Origin of the sequence: Shewanella indica (assembly GCF_033842865.1) — a bacterium.
Taxonomy (GTDB): Bacteria; Pseudomonadota; Gammaproteobacteria; order Enterobacterales; family Shewanellaceae; genus Shewanella; species Shewanella indica.
Genome location: NZ_JAWXXR010000001.1, coordinates 3039380 through 3061230 on the forward strand (window position 1 = coordinate 3039380; position 21851 = coordinate 3061230).

The 21851-nt window shown below is 52.1% G+C and carries 17 protein-coding genes and 1 pseudogene; 15 read left to right on the plus strand and 3 right to left on the minus strand.

The genetic code is table 11. The features are described 5' to 3' along the window. Positions 1–87 precede the first annotated feature (87 nt). Complete coding sequence (locus SIL79_RS13615) at positions 88–1857, plus strand: monovalent cation:proton antiporter-2 (CPA2) family protein (protein WP_039032719.1); 1770 nt, start codon at positions 88–90, stop codon at positions 1855–1857. 398 nt (positions 1858–2255) lie between these two features. Here the strand turns inward: SIL79_RS13615 and SIL79_RS13620 are convergent, their stop codons facing one another. Then, positions 2256–3542: a citrate synthase gene (locus tag SIL79_RS13620; RefSeq protein ID WP_039032720.1), complete on the minus strand. Its 1287-nt coding sequence runs from the start codon at positions 3540–3542 to the stop codon at positions 2256–2258. A 412-nt stretch (positions 3543–3954) separates the two neighbouring features. Between SIL79_RS13620 and sdhC the strand changes: the two genes are divergently transcribed. The 10 genes from sdhC to SIL79_RS13670 all read left to right on the plus strand — a co-directional run bounded on the left by sdhC (position 3955) and on the right by SIL79_RS13670 (position 14830). Next, positions 3955–4350, plus strand: coding sequence for a succinate dehydrogenase cytochrome b556 subunit (gene sdhC / locus SIL79_RS13625; protein ID WP_025011017.1), 396 nt, complete (start codon positions 3955–3957; stop codon positions 4348–4350). Then, on the plus strand, positions 4344–4691 hold the full coding sequence (sdhD, locus tag SIL79_RS13630; protein WP_039032721.1) for a succinate dehydrogenase, hydrophobic membrane anchor protein: 348 nt from the start codon (positions 4344–4346) through the stop codon (positions 4689–4691). Before sdhC ends, sdhD begins: the two co-directional genes overlap by 7 nt. Continuing rightward, positions 4692–6458 carry a succinate dehydrogenase flavoprotein subunit gene (gene sdhA / locus SIL79_RS13635; RefSeq protein WP_071477404.1) on the plus strand — a complete coding sequence of 589 codons (1767 nt, stop codon included), beginning with the start codon at positions 4692–4694 and terminating at the stop codon, positions 6456–6458. Positions 6459–6470: 12 nt separating this feature from the next. Next, the gene (locus tag SIL79_RS13640) at positions 6471–7178 is read left to right on the plus strand and encodes a succinate dehydrogenase iron-sulfur subunit (RefSeq protein WP_039032724.1); all 708 of its coding nucleotides are present in this window, start codon (positions 6471–6473) and stop codon (positions 7176–7178) included. A gap of 194 nt (positions 7179–7372) precedes the next feature. Then, positions 7373–10195 (plus strand): 2-oxoglutarate dehydrogenase E1 component, encoded by a 2823-nt coding sequence (gene sucA / locus SIL79_RS13645; RefSeq protein ID WP_319619365.1) that lies wholly within the window; start codon positions 7373–7375, stop codon positions 10193–10195. Positions 10196–10225: 30 nt separating this feature from the next. Then, positions 10226–11422, plus strand: coding sequence for a 2-oxoglutarate dehydrogenase complex dihydrolipoyllysine-residue succinyltransferase (gene odhB / locus SIL79_RS13650; protein WP_039032726.1), 1197 nt, complete (start codon positions 10226–10228; stop codon positions 11420–11422). Between the two features lie 77 nt (positions 11423–11499). Further along, positions 11500–12666, plus strand: a complete 1167-nt coding sequence (sucC, locus tag SIL79_RS13655) for an ADP-forming succinate--CoA ligase subunit beta (RefSeq protein WP_039032727.1) — start codon at positions 11500–11502, stop codon at positions 12664–12666. Next, the gene (gene sucD, locus SIL79_RS13660; protein ID WP_025011011.1) at positions 12666–13538 is read left to right on the plus strand and encodes a succinate--CoA ligase subunit alpha; all 873 of its coding nucleotides are present in this window, start codon (positions 12666–12668) and stop codon (positions 13536–13538) included. The genes sucC and sucD overlap by 1 nt, the downstream gene beginning before the upstream one ends. A gap of 505 nt (positions 13539–14043) precedes the next feature. Continuing rightward, complete coding sequence (rnk, locus tag SIL79_RS13665; RefSeq protein WP_039032728.1) at positions 14044–14457, plus strand: nucleoside diphosphate kinase regulator; 414 nt, start codon at positions 14044–14046, stop codon at positions 14455–14457. A 91-nt stretch (positions 14458–14548) separates the two neighbouring features. Further along, the gene (locus SIL79_RS13670) at positions 14549–14830 is read left to right on the plus strand and encodes a hypothetical protein (RefSeq protein WP_039032729.1); all 282 of its coding nucleotides are present in this window, start codon (positions 14549–14551) and stop codon (positions 14828–14830) included. 54 nt (positions 14831–14884) lie between these two features. Here SIL79_RS13670 and fur read toward each other — a convergent pair whose 3' ends face one another. Continuing rightward, positions 14885–15316 (minus strand): ferric iron uptake transcriptional regulator, encoded by a 432-nt coding sequence (fur, locus tag SIL79_RS13675; protein WP_025011008.1) that lies wholly within the window; start codon positions 15314–15316, stop codon positions 14885–14887. 260 nt (positions 15317–15576) lie between these two features. Here fur and cobB point away from each other — a divergent pair, with 260 nt between their 5' ends. The 3 genes and pseudogenes from cobB to SIL79_RS13690 all read left to right on the plus strand — a co-directional run bounded on the left by cobB (position 15577) and on the right by SIL79_RS13690 (position 19183). After that, positions 15577–16311: a Sir2 family NAD+-dependent deacetylase gene (gene cobB, locus SIL79_RS13680; protein ID WP_039032730.1), complete on the plus strand. Its 735-nt coding sequence runs from the start codon at positions 15577–15579 to the stop codon at positions 16309–16311. Next, on the plus strand, positions 16311–16790 hold the full coding sequence (locus SIL79_RS13685) for an AAA family ATPase (RefSeq protein WP_039032731.1): 480 nt from the start codon (positions 16311–16313) through the stop codon (positions 16788–16790). The genes cobB and SIL79_RS13685 overlap by 1 nt, the downstream gene beginning before the upstream one ends. Positions 16791–17142: 352 nt before the next feature. Continuing rightward, positions 17143–19183 (plus strand): annotated as a pseudogene (locus tag SIL79_RS13690) (multiheme c-type cytochrome). A 112-nt stretch (positions 19184–19295) separates the two neighbouring features. Here SIL79_RS13690 and bioA read toward each other — a convergent pair. Next, entirely contained in the window at positions 19296–20612 is a 1317-nt protein-coding gene (bioA, locus tag SIL79_RS13695; RefSeq protein WP_039032733.1) for an adenosylmethionine--8-amino-7-oxononanoate transaminase, read from the minus strand. 174 nt (positions 20613–20786) lie between these two features. On the opposite strand from bioA, the gene bioB reads away from it, so the two are divergent. After that, positions 20787–21851 (plus strand): biotin synthase BioB, encoded by a 1065-nt coding sequence (gene bioB, locus SIL79_RS13700; RefSeq protein WP_039032871.1) that lies wholly within the window; start codon positions 20787–20789, stop codon positions 21849–21851.

Genomic DNA, 21851 nt, shown 5'->3' on the forward strand with positions numbered 1-21851 from the left:
GGGTCATTTAAATCATCCATGCCTTTTATCCCTGTATATAAGTGTGGCAAACAACAGCCTTCTATTGCTATTTGTTAAGGAGTCTCGATGGAACAGGCCGGCATCTTTACCTCAGTGCTCATGTTTTTGCTCGCTGCCGTGGTGTTGGTTCCACTTGGCAAGCGCTTTGGTATAGGCCCCATACTTTCTTACCTTGCCGCCGGTGTACTGCTTGGACCGGGCGGTATTGCTGTGGTTTCCGAGCCGGCAGCTGTGCTTCATTTTGCCGAGCTTGGGGTGATCCTCATGCTGTTTGTCATGGGGCTTGAATTGACTCCTGGCAAACTCTGGGAACTTCGCAGTGCCATATTCGGCCTCGGCAGTGGTCAGTTACTGCTGTCCTGGGCAGTGGTCAGCGCTTTGGCATTCGGTGTCGGGCTTTCCATCGAAGCCGCTATTATTGTTGGCGCAGCGCTATCCCTGTCTTCTACAGCATTTGCGGTGCAATTAATGAATGAGCAGCGACTGCTCACCACACCAGTAGGTCGTGACGCCTTTGGGGTGTTGCTGATGCAGGATCTGGCGGTGATCCCCATGATGCTGCTGATTGCCTATCTGTCGCCAAGCGGCGCCGATCCGGCTCATCATGCCGTGCCCTGGTATTGGACTTGTTTGGCGCTCTTGGGATTTTTGCTGGTGGGGAAATACCTGCTTCCCAAAGTATTGCAGTTGGTGGCGGCCAGTGGGGTGCGCGAAGTGCTGACGGCGTTTTCGTTATTGCTGGTGATGGGCAGCGCGGCGCTAATGGCCTGGCTAGGGCTTTCGGCCGGTATGGGGGCGTTTTTGGCCGGTATCATGCTGGCCAACTCGGGTTATCGCCATCAGCTTGAAACCGATATTGAGCCTTTCAAGGGCTTGCTTTTGGGGCTGTTTTTCATGGCTGTAGGCATGACCATGGATCTGGGCTTACTGCTGAAGGAGCCTTTGGCGTTGTTGGGGATCCTCTTTGGCATGCTGGCGGTGAAGACTTTGGTCCTTATGTTGCTTGGGAAGTTTAGACACCATACCTGGCGCAGTGCCATGGTGTTGGGGTTGATCTTGGCCGAAGGCGGTGAATTTGCTTTTGTATTGCTTTCCCAGGCACAGTTGTCAGGGCTTTTATCTGAGAAAATCAGCCAGATGTTGGTATTGGCTATAGGCTTGTCGATGGCGATAACGCCTTATTTGCTGAAGTTGTTCAGGTTGCTTGGCAAACCTGTGGAAGCGAGCCGTTTACCTGATGTGATAGAAGGGTCAGAAAGTGAAGTGGTCATCGCCGGTTTTGGCCGTATGGGGCAGATCACCGGCCGTATTTTGGCATCCTCAGGGATCCCGTTTGTGGCGCTGGATAAAGATGCCCGCCATGTGGACGTGGTGCGCCAATTTGGTGGTGAAGTGTATTTTGGTGATGCCAAGCGGCTCGATATGCTGTTTTCGGCCGGTTTGCCCAAGGCGCGGGTGATCCTGGTAGCGGTCAACAATGTGGAAGATTCATTGCAGATAGTGACTCAGGTGAAGACGCACTTTCCCCATGTGGCCGTGGTCGCCAGGGCCCGTGACCGTAACCATGCCTATCGTTTGATGAGTCTTGGGGTGACGTCGGTATTTCGGGAAACCTTCGGTTCGGCCCTCAGTGCCAGTGAGAGTGTGTTGCAAACACTGGGACTCAGTCAGGTTCAAGCCAATGAGCGGGTGAAGATATTTGCCGAGCACGACAAGGCACAGGTTGAGGCCGGGGCCAAGCACAAGGATGATCTTAAGGCGCTTATTCGCTTGTCCAATAAGGGCAGGGCAGAGCTGGAGTCCTTGATGCGGGCTGATAAAGACAAGGGGCTATAATAGAAGGCGCGAACAAGTCCTATGTGCGGTCTGGGGTGGCGTACTGACCGGCAAGCTAAGCTTTACAACAGAGACCACCGCGAGGAATTATTCGTATTTTTTAAGCGTGGTCGGGTAAATGATAGCTTGTCTTAACATTCTTGCTTGGATGCTTGGATGCTTGGATGCTTGGATGCTTGGATGCTTGGTTTAAGTTTTGGGCAGTTTGTATTCGGCTTATGGTGAGTTTAGCTTGGTCAGGTTCTATACCCGCTCATTACTATCTCAAGCCTTATTGGAGTGACTGTTTCAAGCGTACGGTTGCAGTTTGGCGTGGATAAAGGGCTGATAGACATCAAAGAGGTACAAAAAATCCGATGACCAGAGGTCATCGGATTTGGACTTTTAACCACTTAGATTTAACGCTTGTCCAGTTCCACGAAGTCGCGGGAAGTCGCACCTGTGTAGAGCTGACGTGGACGGCTGATCTTGTGACCAGGCTGATCCAGCATTTCTTTCCAGTGGGCAATCCAGCCAACAGTACGAGCCAGGGCAAAGATAACGGTAAACATGGAGGTTGGAATACCAATCGCCTTCATGATGATACCTGAGTAGAAGTCGACGTTTGGATAGAGCTTCTTGGAGATGAAGTACTCATCTTCCAGGGCGATACGCTCAAGTTCCATGGCAACATCCAGCAGAGGGTCGTTAACCTTGAGTTCGGCCAGCACTTCGTGACAGGTTTCACGCATCACTTTGGCGCGTGGATCGAAGTTTTTGTAAACCCTGTGACCGAAGCCCATCAGACGGAAAGGATCATCCTTGTCTTTGGCGCGTTCGATAAACTCAGGGATGCGATCCACAGTACCGATTTCTTCCAGCATACGCAGACAAGCTTCGTTGGCACCACCATGGGCAGGTCCCCACAGCGAAGCGATACCGGCAGCGATACAGGCAAATGGGTTAGCACCCGAAGAGCCCGCCAGACGCACGGTTGAGGTTGAAGCGTTCTGCTCGTGATCGGCGTGCAGGATAAAGATGCGATCCATGGCACGTTCCACAATCGGGTTCACCTTGTATTCTTCACAAGGTACAGCGAACATCATCGACAGGAAGTTACCGGCATAGCTCAGGTCGTTGCGTGGGTACACGAACGGCTGTCCTATGGAGTACTTGTAGCACATGGCGGCAATGGTTGGCATCTTGGAAACCAGGCGGAAGGCTGCAATTTCACGATGACGGGCATCGTTGACATCCAAAGAGTCCTGATAGAAAGAAGACAAAGCGCCTGTCACGCCACAAAGCATGGCCATTGGGTGAGCGTCACGACGGAAGCCTCTGAAGAAGGAGGCCAACTGCTCGTGCACCATGGTATGAGTTTTAACTGTGTAGGCGAATTTTTCATACTCTGCCTTACTTGGCAGCTCGCCGTACAACAGCAGGTAACAGAGATCCAGGTAGTCGGATTCTGTCGCCAGTTGATCTATCGGATAGCCACGGTGTAACAATACACCCTGCGCACCATCGATATAGGTAATTGCAGATTCACAGGAGGCCGTCGCGAGAAATCCTGGATCAAAGGTAAAGTAGCCTTTACTGCCGAGTTTACTGATATCGATTACGTCGAAACCAGCAGTTCCTTGTTTCACTGGCAGTTCAATCGAGTCGTTCCCTGGTAATTCCAATTTGGCTTTTAAATCAGCCATACCCCGTTCTCCTTACTTCATTCTTATGTGAGTGCGGCATGTCAAACGGCCATTACTTTACAGCCAATCCAGATCACATTTCAATTTAAATAAGCGTTTAAATTCGTTAGACCATGGTATAGGTAAGACCAATTTCCCTGATAACACCAGCACTTATCCTGTAAAAAGGGCAAAAAAACAAAATTTGGATAATGTGATGTTTGTATTTGACATTTACGACGAGTATACTTGCTGCGGCTCGCAAGAGCTACAAACGGCGGGCTTGGTTAGCATATCACTAATTAACTAATTTTGTGTGTTGTCAACAAGTTAGCTTTTTGTTTCAACCTTCTATTGTGAAACCCTTCTCTGTGACTTCAGTCGCAGAACTGTGTAAGAGCAAAATCGGTTCACATAACAAAAAAAATGCTCAATGGAGCTGAGTGAGCAGAACGTGAAAAAGCAAAGACCTGTCCATTTAGATCTGCAGACCATTCGCTTCCCGGCGACTGCAATTGTGTCCATTCTGCACCGGGTATCCGGTGTGATCATGCTGTTCGCTGTTGGTATACTTCTCTGGTTGCTGAACGCCTCGCTGGCGTCGGCCGAGAGTTTCCAAGGCGTACAATCTCTGTTAGACAACTTCGTGGTGAAGTTTATCCTGTGGGGCATTCTGACCGCACTGGCTTATCATTTGCTGGGCGGCTTGCGTCACCTGGTAATGGATACCGGTCGTTGGGAAGAGCTACCTTCGGGTAAGGCATCGGCCAAGGCAGTATTTGTCCTGACCGCAGTGTTTTCTGTATTAGCGGGGATCTGGGTATGGTAACCAATGCAGCGAGTTTTGGACGCAGTGGTGTTCATGACTTCATCCTATTACGCGCAAGTGCCGTCATTCTGGCCGTTTACACTATATTCCTGGTCGGATTTGCAGCTTGCAGTTCACCTCTCACCTACGATGTCTGGCATGGGCTGTTTGCTTCACTGCCGATGAAAGTCTTTACTCTGCTGGCGCTTATTGCGCTGCTTATCCATGCCTGGATCGGTATTTGGCAGGTACTGACTGACTACGTCAAAAACGTAGCACTGCGTGGGGTTTTACAGTTTGTCTTTGTCGTGACAGCCTTTACTTATCTGGCGTCGGGCATAGTAATAGTGTGGGGTGTTTAAGTGGCTATTCCAGTACGCGAGTTTGACGCTGTCGTGATTGGTGCCGGTGGTGCCGGCATGCGCGCAGCACTGCAGATTTCTCAAGAGGGCAAGAGCTGTGCGCTCCTGTCCAAGGTTTTTCCTACACGTTCTCACACGGTTTCGGCTCAGGGCGGGATCACTGTTGCTCTGGGTAATGCCCACGAGGACAACTGGGAACACCATATGTATGACACGGTAAAAGGTTCCGACTTCATCGGCGACCAGGATGCCATCGAGTACATGTGTCAGACCGGCCCTGAAGCGGTTATCGAGTTGGAGCAGATGGGTCTGCCATTCTCCCGCTTTGAAAACGGCACTATTTATCAGCGCCCTTTCGGCGGTCAATCCAAGAATTTCGGTGGTGAGCAGGCGGCTCGTACCGCGGCTGCGGCCGACCGTACCGGCCACGCGCTGCTACACTGCCTGTATCAGCAGAACGTTAAGAACAAGACTCAGGTATTTTCCGAGTGGTATGCCCTGGATCTGGTTAAAAACGAAGACGGTGCCATCGTAGGTTGTACTGCAATCGAAATTGAAACCGGTGAAATCGTTTACTTCAAAGCCAAGGCCACTGTATTGGCTACCGGCGGTGCCGGTCGTATCTTTGCTTCTACTACCAATGCTCACATCAACACAGGTGATGGTGTTGGTATGGCTGCCCGTGCCGGGGTTCAGCTGCAGGACATGGAAATGTGGCAGTTCCACCCAACCGGGATTGCCGGTGCCGGTGTTCTGGTGACTGAAGGTTGTCGTGGTGAGGGTGGTTACCTGCTCAATAAAGACGGCGAACGCTTCATGGAGCGCTATGCGCCCAACGCCAAAGACCTGGCTTCACGCGACGTGGTTGCCCGTTCCATGATGACAGAGATTCGTGAAGGCCGCGGTTGTGAAGGTCCTATGGGCCCACACCTGAAGCTGAAGCTGGACCATCTGGGCAAAGAAACCCTGGAAGCGCGTCTACCTGGTGTATGTGAACTATCCCGTACCTTTGCTCACATAGATCCCGCCGATGGCCCAATTCCGGTTATCCCAACTTGTCACTATATGATGGGTGGTTTGCCAACCAAGGTATCCGGTCAGGTGATCCATAAGAACGCCGATGGTACTGAAGAAGATATCAAGGGTCTGTTCGCCGTGGGCGAAATTGCTTGTGTATCGGTTCATGGTGCTAACCGTCTGGGTGGTAACTCACTGCTCGACTTGGTAGTGTTCGGTCGTGCAGCCGGTCAACATCTGGGTAAAGCGCTGGATGAAACCGCAGATCCCAAAGCTGCGACTGAAGCCGACATTCAGAAGTCTCTTGAGCGTCTGAATCGTTGGGAAAGCAATAAAGACGGTGAAGATCCGGCGGTTATCCGTAAAGATCTGCAGATGTGCATGCAACTGAACTTTTCGGTATTCCGTAGCGGTGATGCCATGGCCGAAGGCCTGAAAGAACTGCAGAAAATTCGTGAGCGTCTGGCCAATGCCAAGCTATCTGACAACTCCAGAGAGTTCAACACTCAGCGTATCGAGTGTTTGGAACTGGATAACCTGATGGCAACAGCTATCGCATCTGCTTACGCAGCCAACTTCCGTACCGAGAGCCGTGGTGCTCACAGCCGTGAAGACTTCCCTGAGCGTGATGACGCCAACTGGCTGTGTCACAGCCTGTTTGACCCAGTCAACGAAACCATGTCCACCCGTGAAGTGAACATGGCGCCCAAGACACGTGAAGCCTTCCCGCCTAAGAAGCGTACCTACTAAGGAGTTGCGAAGATGAAATTGGATATTGCAGTTTATCGCTACAATCCTGATGTAGATACTAAGCCCTACATGCAGGATTACAGCCTGGAAGTGGCCGAAGGCACCGATATGATGGTGCTGGATGCCCTGCTCAAGCTTAAAGAGCAGGACCCAAGCCTGTCTTTCCGTCGCTCTTGTCGCGAAGGGGTTTGTGGTTCCGACGGCATGAATATGAATGGCAAAAATGGTCTGGCCTGTATCACGCCTGTGTCTGCCTTCAAGGGCAAGAAGATTGAAATCCGTCCTCTGCCCGGTATGCCTGTGGTGCGTGATTTGGTGGTTGACCTGAGTCAGTTTTACAAGCAATACGAGAAGATCAAGCCGTACCTCATCAATGATGAGAAGAAGCCGGCCCGTGAACATCTGCAGTCACCGGAGGAGCGTGCTCACCTGGATGGTCTGTATGAATGTATCATGTGTGCTTGTTGTTCTACGGCTTGCCCGTCATTCTGGTGGAACCCGGATAAGTTTGTTGGCCCCAGTGGTCTGCTGCATGCCTATCGTTTCTTGATAGACAGCCGAGATACTGCGACCGAGGAGCGTCTGAGCGAGCTGGATGATGCATACAGCGTCTTCCGTTGCCACGGCATTATGAACTGTGTGGATGTTTGTCCGAAAGGCTTGAACCCAACCAAGGCCATCGGACACATCAAGTCCATGTTGCTGAAGCGGGCTGTATAAATGCAAGACGACGAGCTTAATCCAATAATTACATAGGCTCGTGGGGAGTCACTTTCTCTGGGCAGAAAGTGGCTCTTTTGTGTGTAAAGGACTACAAAAGGCCGTAACATCCGGATGTCCCAGGGGCGGCTGAGACCCTGCCAAGGCAGGGAAAATATGGCTAAGCACGTGTATCAAGTTTGAAAGGATAAGAAATGCACCAAGGCAGCATGAAAGCCTGGCTCGAATCATCTCACTTGAGTGGGGCGAACTCGACCTACGTTGAAGAGATGTATGAAGCCTACCAAGAAGACCCCACCTCGGTATCTGACGACTGGCGTGCGGTGTTTGAGCAACTCCCTCCCGTGAACGGTGCCTCTGCTGATGTACCCGAAGCTTCTCACTCCAAGATCCGTGACTATTTTCGCTCCCTCGCACAGGAAGGCCGCAGTAAAGGTACCAGCCGCGTGTCCGATCCTGATGTCGATGCCAAGCAGGTAAAAGTTCTGCAATTGATCAATGCCTACCGTTTCCGTGGTCACCAGAGTGCCAATCTGGACCCGTTGGAACTGTGGAAGCGCGACACAGTTGCCGAATTGGATCCGGCGTTCCACGGCTTGACCAGTGAGGACATGGAGCGGGAATTCAACACAGGTTCTTTTGCTTATGGCGGTGACACCCTGAAATTGGGTGAGCTGGTGAAGGCGCTCAAGGCGACCTATTGCGGCTCTATCGGCGCCGAATATATGCATATCACCGACACCGAAGAGAAACGTTGGATCCAGCAACGTCTCGAACCTTCACTGGGTAAGGGCAGCTATGATAAGGCAGTCAAGACCCGGATCCTTGAAGGATTGAACGCCGCCGAAGGCATGGAAAAGTATTTGGGTGCCAAATTCCCCGGCGCCAAGCGCTTCTCCCTCGAAGGGGGGGATGCACTGGTGCCTATGATGCGCGAAATTATCTATCGTGCCGGTGAAGCGGGTACCAAAGAGATAGTCGTGGGCATGGCTCACCGAGGCCGTCTTAACGTTTTGGTTAACATTCTGGGCAAGCGTCCTGCCGAACTCTTCGATGAGTTTGCCGGCAAGCATCATGAGACGCTGGGTTCAGGGGACGTTAAGTACCATCAGGGCTTCTCTTCCGATTTTGAAACACCCGGTGGTAATGTTCACCTGGCATTGGCGTTTAACCCCTCACATCTGGAAATCGTTAACCCGGTCGTGATGGGCTCGGTGCGCGCCAGACTGGATCGCCGCGGCAGTGAAGATGGCTTGCAGGTAATGCCAATTACCATTCATGGTGACTCGGCCATTGCCGGACAGGGTATTGTGCAAGAGACATTTAACATGTCTCAGACCCGCGGCTTTAAAGTCGGCGGCTCTATCCGCATCGTGGTCAACAACCAGGTGGGCTTTACCACCTCCAACCACCAGGATGTGCGTTCTACCGAATACTGTACCGATATCGCCAAAATGGTGCAGGCGCCAATTTTTCATGTTAATGCCGACGATCCTGAGGCCGTAGCTTTTGTCTCTCAGTTGGCCGTGGATTACCGCAACACCTTTAAGCGTGATGTGGTTATCGAATTGGTATGTTATCGCCGTCACGGCCACAACGAGGCCGATGAGCCCAGTGCGACTCAGCCACTGATGTACGCCAAGATCAAGAAGCACCCAACGCCACGTAAGATCTACGCCGACAAGCTGATTGCCGAGAACAGCATTGCGGCCGACGATGTTACCGCCATGATCAATAACTATCGTGATGCCCTGGATCAAGGGGATTGTGTGGTCAAAGAGTGGCGTCCAATGACGCTGCACACTGTGGACTGGACTCCTTATTTGAACCGCGAATGGGATGAGTCGTTTGAATCCGGTATGACCCGCGAACGTCTGCAGAATCTGGCCGACAAGATAAGCTATGTGCCTGAGAGTCATAAGCTGCACTCACGGGTTGCCAAGATATACAACGACCGCGTTGCGATGGCCAAAGGCGAGAAGCTGATGGACTGGGGCTTTGCCGAGACTCTGGCCTATGCCAGCATCCTCGAGGACAAGCAAAGAGTCAGGATCACCGGGCAGGACTCGGGTCGTGGCACCTTCTTCCATCGCCACGCCGTGCTGCACAACCAGAACGATGGTACGACTTACCTGCCGCTGCGCCATGTGGCGAAAGAACAGGGCCCTATCGACATCACCGACTCAGTGTTGTCTGAAGCCTCAGTGCTGGCGTTCGAGTACGGTTATGCCACAGCTGAGCCGGGTGGCCTGACTATCTGGGAAGCCCAATTCGGTGACTTTGCCAACTGTGCCCAGGTGGTTATTGACCAGTTCCTGTCATCCGGTGAGCAGAAGTGGGGCCGTCTGTGCGGTTTGACCATGTTGCTGCCACACGGCTATGAAGGTCAGGGGCCTGAGCACTCAAGTGCTCGTCTGGAGCGTTTCTTGCAGCTGTGCGCCAACCACAATATGCAGGTTTGTGTGCCTTCGACTCCGGCTCAGGTCTACCACATGCTGCGTCGTCAGGTGGTGCGTCCAATGCGTCGTCCGCTGGTGGTTATGTCTCCCAAGTCGCTGCTGCGTCATCCGCTGGCAGTGTCTTCCCTGGACGAGCTGGCCAACGGTCAATTCCAGAACGTTATCGGTGAAATCGATACTCTGGATGCCGCCAAGGTCGATCGCGTAGTGTTCTGTAGCGGTAAGGTTTACTACGAGCTGCTGGAGCGTCGCCGCAAAGAGAATATCGATAATGTCGCTTTGGTGCGGGTAGAGCAGTTGTATCCCTTCCCACACGAAGAGATGGCAGTCGCCCTGAAAGATTATCAGCATGTGACCGACTTTGTTTGGTGTCAGGAAGAGCCTCAGAACCAAGGTGCCTGGTATTGCAGCCAGCATCATTTCTGGGCAGCCATTCCAAAAGGTGCCCAGCTCAGCTACGCTGGCCGTGACGCCTCTGCAGCGCCGGCTTGTGGCTATCCTGAGTTGCATACGCATCAGCAGGAATCACTGATCACTAGCGCATTAAAACTGAAGTAATAGAAATTTATACAAAAAGGAAAGCTTTCCATGAGTATCGAAATCAAGGTACCTGTACTGCCCGAATCTGTTGCCGACGCGACTATCGCCACTTGGCACGTTAAGCCTGGTGAGCCGGTTTCCCGTGATCAGAACCTGGTTGATATTGAAACAGATAAAGTGGTGTTGGAAGTTGTAGCACCCGAAGATGGTCAGATCAGCGAACTGCTGTTCCAGGAAGGGGATACCGTCCTGGCCGAACAGGTTATCGCCAACTTCGTCGCCGGCGCTGTTGCCGGTCAGGAAGTGAGCAAAGAGCAGGCTGAAGCCGCAGCCCCTAAGGCTGAAGAAGCCGCGGCAGAAAACAACGATGCCCTGAGCCCATCAGTACGTCGCCTGATAGCCGAACACAACCTGGATGCCGCTAAAATCAAGGGCACAGGTGTGGGTGGCCGTATCACCAAAGAAGACGTGGAAGCCTTTGTTAAGTCAGGCTCTGCCAAGCCGGCTGCAGCTGCTGCCACAGCACCTGTGACCCTGGCGGGCGATCGCAGCGAGAAACGCGTACCTATGACGCGTCTGCGCAAGACTATCGCCACTCGTCTGCTGGAAGCCAAGAACTCCACCGCCATGCTGACCACCTTCAACGAGGTCAACATGAAGCCTATCATGGACATCCGTAAGAAGTATCAGGAAGTCTTTGAGAAGAAGCACGGCATCCGTCTTGGCTTTATGTCTTTCTACGTGAAAGCAGTAACCGAAGCGCTGAAGCGTTATCCAGAAGTCAACGCTTCTATCGATGGCAGCGACATCCTGTACCACAACTACTTCGATGTCAGCATCGCCGTTTCCACGCCTCGTGGCCTGGTAACGCCTGTGCTGCGCGACACAGATACCATGAGCCTGGCCGATATCGAGAAAGCGGTTCGCGAACTGGCTATTAAAGGTCGTGACGGCAAGCTGACAGTGGAAGATATGACAGGTGGTAACTTCACTGTGACCAACGGCGGTGTGTTTGGCTCTTTGATGTCGACGCCTATTCTGAACCTGCCACAGAGCGCAATCCTCGGCATGCATGCCATCAAGGACCGCCCAATGGCAGTCAATGGTCAGGTGGAAATCCTGCCCATGATGTACCTTGCTCTCTCATATGACCATCGCATCATTGATGGTCGTGAGTCAGTTGGCTTCCTGGTGACTATTAAGGATCTGCTGGAAGACCCAACTCGTCTGCTGCTGGACTTGTAAGCGCCGCCAGACAATAACCTCGTGACTGGCCCCTCGGGGCCGGTTGGATTTAAAACGTAGTATACGGATAGATCATCATGAATTTGCATGAGTATCAGGCAAAAGCCCTATTTGCCGAATATGGTTTACCAGTGTCAGAAGGCTATGCTTGTGACACAGCTCAGGAAGCTGTTGAAGCAGCCGGTCGCATTGGCGGAAACATGTGGGTAGTCAAGTGCCAGGTGCACGCTGGTGGCCGCGGTAAAGCAGGTGGCGTTAAAGTCACTGGCGACAAAGAAGAGATCAGAGCCTTTGCCGAACATTGGCTGGGCAAGAATCTGGTCACTTATCAGACTGATGAAAAAGGTCAGCCGGTTGCCAAGATCCTGGTTGAAAGCTGCACTGATATCGCCAACGAACTCTATCTGGGTGCCGTTGTCGACCGTGGCACTCGCCGCGTCGTGTTTATGGCTTCTACCGAAGGTGGTGTGGAAATCGAAAAGGTGGCCGAAGAGACCCCTGAGCTGATCCACAAAGCCATTATCGACCCTATCACAGGTCCTCAGCCTTTCCAGGCGCGTGACCTTGGCTTTAAGCTGGGTCTGAACCCAACTCAAATCAAGCAGTTCACCAAGATCTTTATGGGTCTGGCGACCATGTTCCTGGAGCATGACTTTGCCCTGCTGGAGATCAACCCTCTGGTGATCACCACAGAAGGCAACCTGCACTGCCTGGACGGCAAGATTGGCGTAGATGGTAACGCTCTGTTCCGTCAGCCAAAGATCAAAGACATGCATGATCCTTCACAAGACGACCCACGTGAAGCCCACGCAGCCAAGTTCGAACTGAACTATGTGGCTCTGGACGGTAACGTAGGTTGCATGGTAAACGGTGCCGGTCTGGCCATGGGTACCATGGATATCGTTAACCTGCATGGCGGCAAGCCAGCCAACTTCCTCGACGTAGGTGGCGGCGCGACCAAAGAACGTGTTGCCGAAGCCTTCAAGATCATTCTGTCTGACAGCAATGTGAAGGCCGTTCTGGTGAACATTTTCGGTGGTATCGTGCGTTGTGACATGATCGCTGAAGGTATTATCGGTGCAGTGAAAGAAGTCGGTGTGAAAGTGCCTGTGGTTGTGCGTCTGGAAGGTACCAACGCCGAGCTGGGCTCTAAAGTACTCGCCGAATCAGGTTTGGATATCATTGCTGCGACAAGTCTGACCGACGCTGCTCAGCAAGTAGTTAAAGCTGCGGAGGGCAAATAATGTCTGTTTTAATCAACAAAGATACCAAGGTTATCTGCCAGGGTTTCACCGGTGGTCAGGGTACTTTTCATTCTGAGCAGGCGATTGCCTACGGTACTCAGATGGTCGGCGGTGTGTCTCCTGGTAAAGGCGGCACCACTCACTTGGGCTTGCCAGTATTCAACACAGTGAAAGACGCTGTTGCCGCCACCGGCGCCACTGCATCTGTTATCTATGTTCCTGCGCCTTTCTGTAAAGATGCTATCCTGGAAGCCATAGATGGCGGTATCGAGCTTATCGTTTGTATTACCGAAGGTATTCCGACGCTGGATATGCTGCAGGTAAAAGTGAAGCTGGAAGAAACCGGCGTGCGCATGATAGGTCCTAACTGCCCAGGTGTTATCACCCCCGGCGAATGTAAAATAGGCATCATGCCAGGTCACATCCACAAGCCAGGTAAAGTGGGTATCGTTTCCCGCAGCGGTACTCTGACTTACGAAGCCGTTAAGCAGACTACTGACGAAGGTTTCGGCCAGTCTACCTGTGTGGGCATTGGTGGTGACCCGATCCCTGGTACCAACTTCATCGACGTACTGGAAATGTTCCAGAACGATCCTCAGACCGAGGCCATAGTGATGATAGGTGAAATCGGCGGTACTGCCGAAGAAGAAGCGGCGGCTTACATCAAGGCCAACGTTACCAAGCCAGTGGTCTCTTATATTGCCGGTGTGACTGCGCCAGCAGGTAAGCGTATGGGCCATGCAGGCGCCATCATTGCCGGTGGTAAGGGTACTGCTGCCGACAAGTTCGCCGCTCTGGAAGCAGCGGGCGTGACTACCGTACGCTCGCTGGCCGAAATCGGCAGCGCGCTGCGTGAGAAAACCGGCTGGTAAGCACAGTCGTTAAGCTCACAAAAGGCGCCGCGAGGCGCCTTTTTTATTGGCTGCTGTGATGAAGCTCTGATGCCTCCGGCTGGATATTTGATTGGGAAAAGGTTAGATTGGGGCTTGGTTATTCCTTCGGGGAGTCTTGGTGCATTAATGTGCTAAAAATATAAAAAATTCAAATTGTTATTAATCATCTCTCTTGGGGTTGTCGCTTTGTTGTTATCCGGAGCCGAGTAGTGGGCTGCGCCAAGACAGCCACTGACGCGGGTATCCGAGTCAACTCAGAGGGTTTGATTTAGTGTTAACACCATTTCAGCGCCGTATTGGTTCGCCCGATGCGGCGCTGAAGTGCAATTCGGGGGCGAAAGCGTTCGAAGATCAAGCTGAATTTGTCTGAAACGCCTGTCAGGCGATTTTCAGCGATTGGGTATTGGCGTCAACCCTCAATGGGGGAAGGGATGACCCGATGTGGGGCCGCTCAGGCGGCTTTTCTGAAAAGTAGAGGATTGCTGTGAGTACACAACCTAATATAGTAATTTCTGAAGTGGATATGGATCGCCTGGAGCGTTTGCTGGAGTCATTGCCGGCGAATGCCTTTCCCGGCCATCAAGCACTCGAGGCTGAACTGGAGCGGGCAGAAATCAGGCCATCCAAGGAGATGCCGGATAATGTAGTAACCATGAACTCTGAAGTCCGTTTTCGTATGTCTTCCTCAAATGAAGAGTTCACCTTGCGCCTGGTTTATCCAAAAGATGCCGATGGCAGCGCCGGTAAAATTTCGATTCTGGCACCTGTTGGCGGCGCCTTGTTGGGCTTGGCCCAGGGAGATGAAATCGAATGGCCGGGTCCCGGTGGTGGCATGGTGAAAGTGCGGATTGAAGAGATCATCTATCAACCGGAACGTTCTGGTGATTTTCACCGCTAGGCACCGGAGCCGGTAAGGCTTTGGACGGATACGAGAGTGATAGTTCTTCAGGTCACTCGGAATGTACCAACGACAGGGAAAGGAGATAAAGATGAAGCAGTACTTTGTCCACAATGGTTTTTCTGCCGGCAGCGGTAAATTACCGGCGGATCCACAGTTGATCAGTGAACATGATGCCGACAAGCTGATGCAGTTTGCCGGTCTGGAGCCCAAGCATGTGGGTAATCTGACGCCTCCGGCGCAGTTCGCCGAAGAGGGAGATTGGTTATTTCGGCTTTTCGCCAATAACCGTTTTCTTTGTTATGCGGACCCGATGCTTTTCAGTCATGCCTGCCCAAGGAAGAAGGGTGAGCCTTTGGCTTTGAATTGGTAATTTCAAGATTACCGACAATAAAAAACCAGCGCTTGGCGCTGGTTTTTTTAATTATCACTCTTGGCCGTGATCGCACTTGTCGTTGGTGCAGACGCCATAGAGGTAGAGGCTGTGATTGGTGAGCTTGATATTGTGTCGCATGGCAATTTCATGCTGACGACGCTCGATAAGGTCATCAGAAAACTCGATCACTTTGCCACAGCTCAGGCACACCAGGTGATCATGATGATGTTGGGTGGAGAGTTCAAATACGGCTTTGCCACTTTCGAAGTGGTGGCGGCTGACAATGCCGGCATCGTCAAACTGATTTAATACCCGATAAACAGTAGCCAAACCTATCTCTTCGCCGATATCCAGCAATTTCTTATATAAGTCTTCGGCACTGATATGCTGGTTTTCCGGTTCTTGCATCAGCTCCAGGATTTTGACTCGTGGCAGGGTGATTTTCAAACCCGCTTTCTTCAGCGCTTGATTTCCATCTGTCATGGCTAATCTCTTGATTGCAGAACCCTTGGTATTACACATAGGTTCGTCCGTGGATAATAGACCCCATTATATGTGTACTGTTCTAAAACTTAAACCTCTGATCCGGCTTTTGGTACTTCTGTGGGGTAACTTAGCTATAATCGGCATAATTTTGAATAAAAACAAGCAATTTAAGCATACATTTTGTATGGTTATACCAAGGCATAATTGCGCTGTTGAGTCGCTATTGGCAGGATGGCAGAAAAACAAAAGGATACCAGATGCATCGTCGAATCGTGATTTTAACCGGCGCCGGGATCTCTGCCGAGTCCGGTTTACGTACCTTCAGGGATCAAGATGGCCTGTGGGAAGAACATCATATCGAGGATGTGGCGACTCCTGAAGGTTATGAACGTGACCCTGAGCTGGTTGAACGTTTTTACAATGGTCGTTGGCAACAACTGCATTCGGGCAATATAGAACCCAACGCTGCTCATACGGCGCTCTCTCGCCTTGAGCAAGAGTTTGAGGGGGAGCTGCTTATTGTCACCCAAAACATAGACGATCTGCACGAGAGAGCAGGCTCCAGGCGCTTGCTGCATATGCACGGCGAGCTTTCCAAAGGGCGTTGTCCGCGCTCCCGGCAAACTTTTACATTGCACGAACCCTTCGGGCCTGAGAATACCTGCACTTGCTGTATTCCAGCTCAGCGTTTGCGGCCTCACGTGGTTTGGTTCGGTGAAATGCCTCTGGGAATGGATAGAATTCACGATGCGCTGGATCACTGCGATCTCTTCATTGCCATTGGCACCTCTGGCACTGTCTATCCCGCTGCCGGTTTTGTCGATAGCGCCAATCACCATGGTGCGCTCACCGTTGAGGTCAATCTGATGCCGGCAGACAGACACAGCCAGTTTCAGATCCATTTACAAGGAAAGGCCAGTGAGATGGTAGCGCCACTGGTGGAGCGTATTCTTGCGGGTCAGTCTATCTGTAACCAAACCGGGCATAACTGATGCCTGAGCCACGTACTATCGATGGTAACAGTCGCTTGGCGATCATAATGCGCGGTCTGCCGGGTAGCGGCAAATCCTACTGGGTTCGTCAGTTTATCCAGGAACTATCTGTAGAGCTTGTACAGTGTATTACTGAGAAGGGCCTTTGCTCAACCGACCGTTTCTTTTATCGAAATGACCGTTATTGTTTCGATGCTGCGCGTTTGGCGGAATTTCATCAACTCAATCTGAGTCGTTTCATCGAGGCATTGGCAACCGGGGTGCCTGTGGTTATCTGTGATAATACCAACATGGCGCTGTGGGAGTTCGCTGCCTATCAAGCGGCTGCGAAGGCCTTGGGTTACCGAGTGCATATTCAGCAGATTGGTGATGTGCGTTGCAAAACACATCTGCAAGAGTGTGCCGAGCGAAATAAACATGGTGTCAGTCTTAAATCCATTCAAAGAATGGCCAGCCAATTTCAGACAATTGAAAAATAACTTCTTGGCGGGAATTAAAATATCTGGTTTCAGAAATTGCAATATATCGGTATAAAATGGTTCTACTAAAGAAATAGCCGAGTTGACTTTTATTTAAAATAAAGACAGCCATTAATATTGTTTTTATTTTTAAGGTTGTTTTAATAATAACATTAGTGTTAATTTGTTTCCTTGTTATATCTTGTGTCTTTGCTCACTCTTTTATTTTATTTTTGGTCATATTATCTCCACGGGTCAGGATAGACCCATTAATCATTATTATAACTTTCGCTTGAGTTTCGGGAGTCGAGGTTGTTCGCCATAAAACAAAGGCTGAGCAAACAGTATGCCTGTGCTTGGGTAGGAGAGAAAGATGACCATATTTAAAAAGAAAAGAGTTGCTTTGATGGTGATGGCAATACTGCTTGCAGGCTGCAGGCTGCAGTGATGGTGATGATGGCCGAGATGGTGCGCCTGGTGAGCCAGGTAAGCCGGGGGAGCCGGGAAAACCCGGGACGAATCCTCCAGTAACCCAATCGGTTGAAACCCAAGTTAAAATGATTAATTATACTTTGGGTGAGGGGACAATTACCTACGAGTTTGAAGTGACGGATGAAAATGGTAATTTAATTAATGACCTTACCAATGTCCAGGCCAAAGTGGCTGCTTTGACTGCCAAAGGTTTTATTCTCAATCGGGATGAAAATCCAATTAATAATGTAGAGGACAATGTTCATGTCGGTGGCGCGGTAACTCAGGCAACAGAAGGTGCTAAGTTAACTCAAGTAGATGATGGGCATTATATATTTGAAGCGCCGATGGCAGGTGTTAATGCCGCCACTGAAGGCATTGTTTGGCTGCGTGTTGGCGGTAATGATGCCATTGCCCGTTCAAAGGCATTGGTTGTCAATAAGCCGGAGGGGCAATTCAGTACTACCACTGAAGCCTGTTATGCCTGTCACGTGGACTACTCCCAGAGCCCACGTCGTCACGCTGGCTATGTGGCTGAAGGCATGGACGGTGAAGTAGATTTTATTGCCGGCTGTTTGGTTTGTCATGGCTCAGTCAGCAAGACAGTGACCAACGATGAGGGATTCTCTATCGGTGGTTATGCCAGCAATACCTTATCCAGGATAGGTCATATCAATCACAGGGAGTTCAGCAAAGACTTCAGCGTGCTCAACTGCAGCAGTTGTCATACAGATGCGCCTATTAACAGCAACTTTACCGGCCCTGGTTGTATCGATTGCCATGGTAAAGAAGGAACCCCGATAGGCGATATAGTGCCTTCAAATGGCCTGGATTTCCGTGAGCTGCATGAGCAGAAGGCCGGGATCACCAAGTTGCAAGCGCTGCGAGCGGCTTACACAGTTGAACTTTCTACTCCTGAAACCGATGGTGCCGGTGGTTGGTGTTCTACCATTAGTGTCAAGGATAAAGAGGGTAATCTGGTCAATATCAGCAACAACTATAATGCCGATCCTACCAATGCCGGTTATGTTGCCGCCAAGCCGATAGTCTATGCCGGTGCATATCTGCATGCCTATGACAACCATGGCCTGGTGGGCCGCCCGGGCACCCGTAATTCAGAAACCAAGACGGATAATGCCGATGGCACCCGCACTGTGTGTTATGCGGCGGCCAACATAGCCGCAGGGTATGAGAATGCCGGTTATATGTTCTCGGCGCGGGTGACTTTCTCCAGCGAAGGTTGGCAGCATTATGATGACAAGGTACGTGGTCAAACTCGCGATCGCATTCGTGCCAATGGCTATGACGGCTCCATGGGGGTCTCCTTCACAGCTTATTCTGATGTCGTCAATCCGGCCGATGGCAGCAAGATCTCCGGCTTTGATCGGCGTCAGGTGGTGGCAGACAACAGCTGTATCACCTGCCATAACGATGTGACTGCCTTCCACAAGAACGGTGAGTTCGATAACGGTGGTAAGGGTTGTATCGCTTGTCACGGCAACGGAATGGCCCGTACCAGTGCCGATTATGGTGCCGGCTTCGGTCCCATGATCCACAGCTGGCACTGGGGTAAGGGGGCAACCGTCGGTGAAGTGGCTCAGGATGCCGATGGTAACTGGAGTCAGACAGGAAAAGCCAACGGCGCCGCAGCGATTGCACCGGCCAGCAGTTGTGTGGCCTGTCACCAGGATGGCCTGTCGCTGGCCGCTGTGCCCAACCAGTATATTCTGGAGCCCGGCAGCAAGATGACCAGCCCGGTCACCGCAAACTGTTATGCCTGCCACACCAGTGATTCAGCCAAGGCACACATGAGCCAGAACGGCGGTGATATCAGCGTGGATATTCCGGCGGTTGAGTGGTTCAAGCAGCCAAGTGCCGAATCCTGTGCGACTTGTCATGACACAGGCAGAACCTTTGGTATCGATAAGTACCATAAGTTCTAATTAGCGTTTTATTGAGTAAACATTCCCTGCAAGGCTTGGTTTACCTCAAGACAAAGCGGCTCATTTGAGCCGCTTTTTTTGCTGTCCTGAGTAGAGTTGAGGTGTAGCGGGCTCAGCCGTGACTGACGAAGGCGCTGTCATCTTGATTTTGCTTGCTCGTCAGTGCGGCCACTTCCAGCATGGCCCGGCTCAGGCAGCTCAGCTCTTCTGCGCTGATACCATAGGGCGGCATGATATAGATGAGTTTACCAAAGGGGCGGATCCACACGCCGCGGGCAACAAATTCGGCCTGCAGCGCGGCGGTATTGACCTGTCTGTGCATCTCCAGTACGCCGACGGCGCCAAGCACCCGTACTGCTTTGACTTCCGGCAGTGCTGCTGCCGGTGCCAGTTCCTGTTTAAGCTGAGTTTCAATGGCCTTGACCTGAGCTTGCCACTCACCGTTTGCCAGCAGGGCCAGGCTGGCGCGGGCAGCACTACAGGCCAGAGGATTGGCCATAAAGGTTGGCCCATGCATAAATACGCCGGCAGGGGAGCTGTCTATGCCGGCCGCCACTTTATCGCTGCACAGCGTCGCCGCCAGACTGATATAGCCGCCGGTGAGCGCCTTACCGACACACATGATGTCCGGCGCTATGTCGGCGTGTTCGCAGGCAAACAGCTTACCGGTGCGGCCAAAACCTGTGGCGATTTCATCCAGGATCAGCAGTACATCGTACTTGTCGCACAGGGCTCTTGCTGCCTTGAGATAGTCGGCGCTGTAAAACCACATGCCACCGGCACCTTGCATTATGGGTTCGAGGATCAGCGCGGCGGTTTGTTTGCCGTGTTCGGCCAGCATGGCCTCGAGTCCGGCGATGTCATCTGCTTTAGCGGCTTCACCGAAGGGTGTACTCGGCGCCGGGGCAAACAGTTGCCGGGCCACATTGTCACCAAACATGGTGTGCATGCCGCCCTCCGGGTCGCAGACGCTCATGGCGGCGAATGTGTCGCCATGGTAGCCCTGCTTGACCGTCATGATGCGGTTTTTTTCTGTCTTGTTTTGTCCTTGCCAGTATTGCAGTGCCATCTTCAGCGCCACCTCCACCGCAATGGAGCCTGAGTCAGCCAGGAACACCTTGGTCAATGGCTCCGGGGTAATAGTGATGAGTTGGCGACACAGTTCTATGGCGCTCTCATGGGTGATCCCTCCGAACATCACATGGCTCAGGCGTTTGAGTTGCTCTTCCATGGCGCTGAGAATTGCCGGGTGGCTGTAACCATGGACGCAGGCCCACCAGGAACTGGTGCCGTCGATGAGCTCGCGACCATCCTCCAGCGTCAGGCGTACGCCCTTGGCGGCTTTGACCCCATAAACGGGTAGGGTGTGGCTCATGGAAGTGTAGGGATGCCAGATATGCTGACGGTCAAAACGATAATCTATGCTCATATATTAACCAAAGGTAAACCTGTGCAACTGGTTGGCGTTGACAGTGAGAGTGTCGCGGGTATGCTAACGAAAATAATTCAGGCCTTCAAGCAGCCAACTGAACCCGGAGCCCGATGGATTAATCGGCAAAATCGGCTTCAGCAACAAATAGATCAGACTCAGGTAACACAGAATATGTCCAATACAGAGCTGCGCCATGACTGGCGCCGCGAAGAGGTTGAAGCCCTCTTTGCCCTGCCGATGAATGATTTGTTGTTTCGTGCCCACAGCGTGCACAGAACCCATTTCAATCCCAATGAAGTTCAGGTCAGTCGTCTGTTGTCAATCAAGACGGGGGCCTGTCCGGAAGACTGTAAATATTGTCCCCAGAGCGCCCGCTACGACACAGGGTTGGAAAAAGAGCGTCTGCTGGAGATGGAAAAGGTACTGACAGAGGCCAGAAGTGCCAAGGCAGCCGGGGCGACCCGCTTCTGCATGGGAGCCGCCTGGCGTAACCCGCATGAGCGCGATATGCCTTATCTCAAGCAGATGGTGCAGGAGGTTAAATCCCTGGGAATGGAAACCTGTATGACTCTGGGTATGCTCAGCGAAAACCAGGCCAACGAACTGGCCGAAGCCGGGCTGGATTACTACAACCATAACTTGGATACCTCGCCGGAATACTATGGTGACATCATCACCACCCGCACCTATCAGCAGCGGTTGGACACCCTGGCCAATGTGCGCGCCGCTGGTATGAAGGTGTGCTCCGGCGGGATTGTCGGCATGGGCGAGCAGGCCACCGACAGGGCGGGTTTGCTGCAGCAGTTGGCCAATCTGGAGCAACATCCCGACTCTGTGCCTATCAATATGTTGGTCAAGGTGGCCGGTACGCCGCTGGATAGCCTGGACGACCTGGATCCACTGGAGTTTGTGCGCACCATAGCCGTGGCCAGAATCATGATGCCTTTGTCGCGGGTTCGCTTGTCGGCCGGGCGTGAAAATATGACAGATGAGCTGCAGGCCATGTGTTTCTTTGCCGGGGCCAACTCGATTTTCTATGGGTGCAAGCTGTTGACCACCGCCAACCCGGAAGAAAATGACGATATGAGCCTGTTCCGCCGTCTGGGATTGACCCCGGAGCAAGGCAAGGCCGCCACGGTCGAGGAAGAGGGCGCCGAAATAGCCCGCGTCGCGGCCAAGGCAGAGGCTATCAATAACAAGGCTCAGGGACAGTTTTACGACGCCGGAGCCCTGTAA

Bases quoted from the DNA above. Each gene is read 5' to 3' on its own strand.
- SIL79_RS13670 (WP_039032729.1), top strand. From the start codon at position 14,549: ATGAAGCAGTACTTTGTCCACAATGGTTTTTCTGCCGGCAGCGGTAAA.
- bioA (WP_039032733.1), bottom strand. From the start codon at position 20,612: ATGAGCATAGATTATCGTTTTGACCGTCAGCATATCTGGCATCCCTAC.
- sucA (WP_319619365.1), top strand. From the start codon at position 7,373: ATGCACCAAGGCAGCATGAAAGCCTGGCTCGAATCATCTCACTTGAGT.
- SIL79_RS13640 (WP_039032724.1), top strand. From the start codon at position 6,471: ATGAAATTGGATATTGCAGTTTATCGCTACAATCCTGATGTAGATACT.
- sucD (WP_025011011.1), top strand. From the start codon at position 12,666: ATGTCTGTTTTAATCAACAAAGATACCAAGGTTATCTGCCAGGGTTTC.
- sdhD (WP_039032721.1), top strand. From the start codon at position 4,344: ATGGTAACCAATGCAGCGAGTTTTGGACGCAGTGGTGTTCATGACTTC.
- SIL79_RS13615 (WP_039032719.1), top strand. From the start codon at position 88: ATGGAACAGGCCGGCATCTTTACCTCAGTGCTCATGTTTTTGCTCGCT.
- fur (WP_025011008.1), bottom strand. From the start codon at position 15,316: ATGACAGATGGAAATCAAGCGCTGAAGAAAGCGGGTTTGAAAATCACC.
- sucC (WP_039032727.1), top strand. From the start codon at position 11,500: ATGAATTTGCATGAGTATCAGGCAAAAGCCCTATTTGCCGAATATGGT.
- SIL79_RS13685 (WP_039032731.1), top strand. From the start codon at position 16,311: ATGCCTGAGCCACGTACTATCGATGGTAACAGTCGCTTGGCGATCATA.
- sdhC (WP_025011017.1), top strand. From the start codon at position 3,955: ATGGAGCTGAGTGAGCAGAACGTGAAAAAGCAAAGACCTGTCCATTTA.
- bioB (WP_039032871.1), top strand. From the start codon at position 20,787: ATGTCCAATACAGAGCTGCGCCATGACTGGCGCCGCGAAGAGGTTGAA.
- odhB (WP_039032726.1), top strand. From the start codon at position 10,226: ATGAGTATCGAAATCAAGGTACCTGTACTGCCCGAATCTGTTGCCGAC.
- cobB (WP_039032730.1), top strand. From the start codon at position 15,577: ATGCATCGTCGAATCGTGATTTTAACCGGCGCCGGGATCTCTGCCGAG.
- SIL79_RS13620 (WP_039032720.1), bottom strand. From the start codon at position 3,542: ATGGCTGATTTAAAAGCCAAATTGGAATTACCAGGGAACGACTCGATT.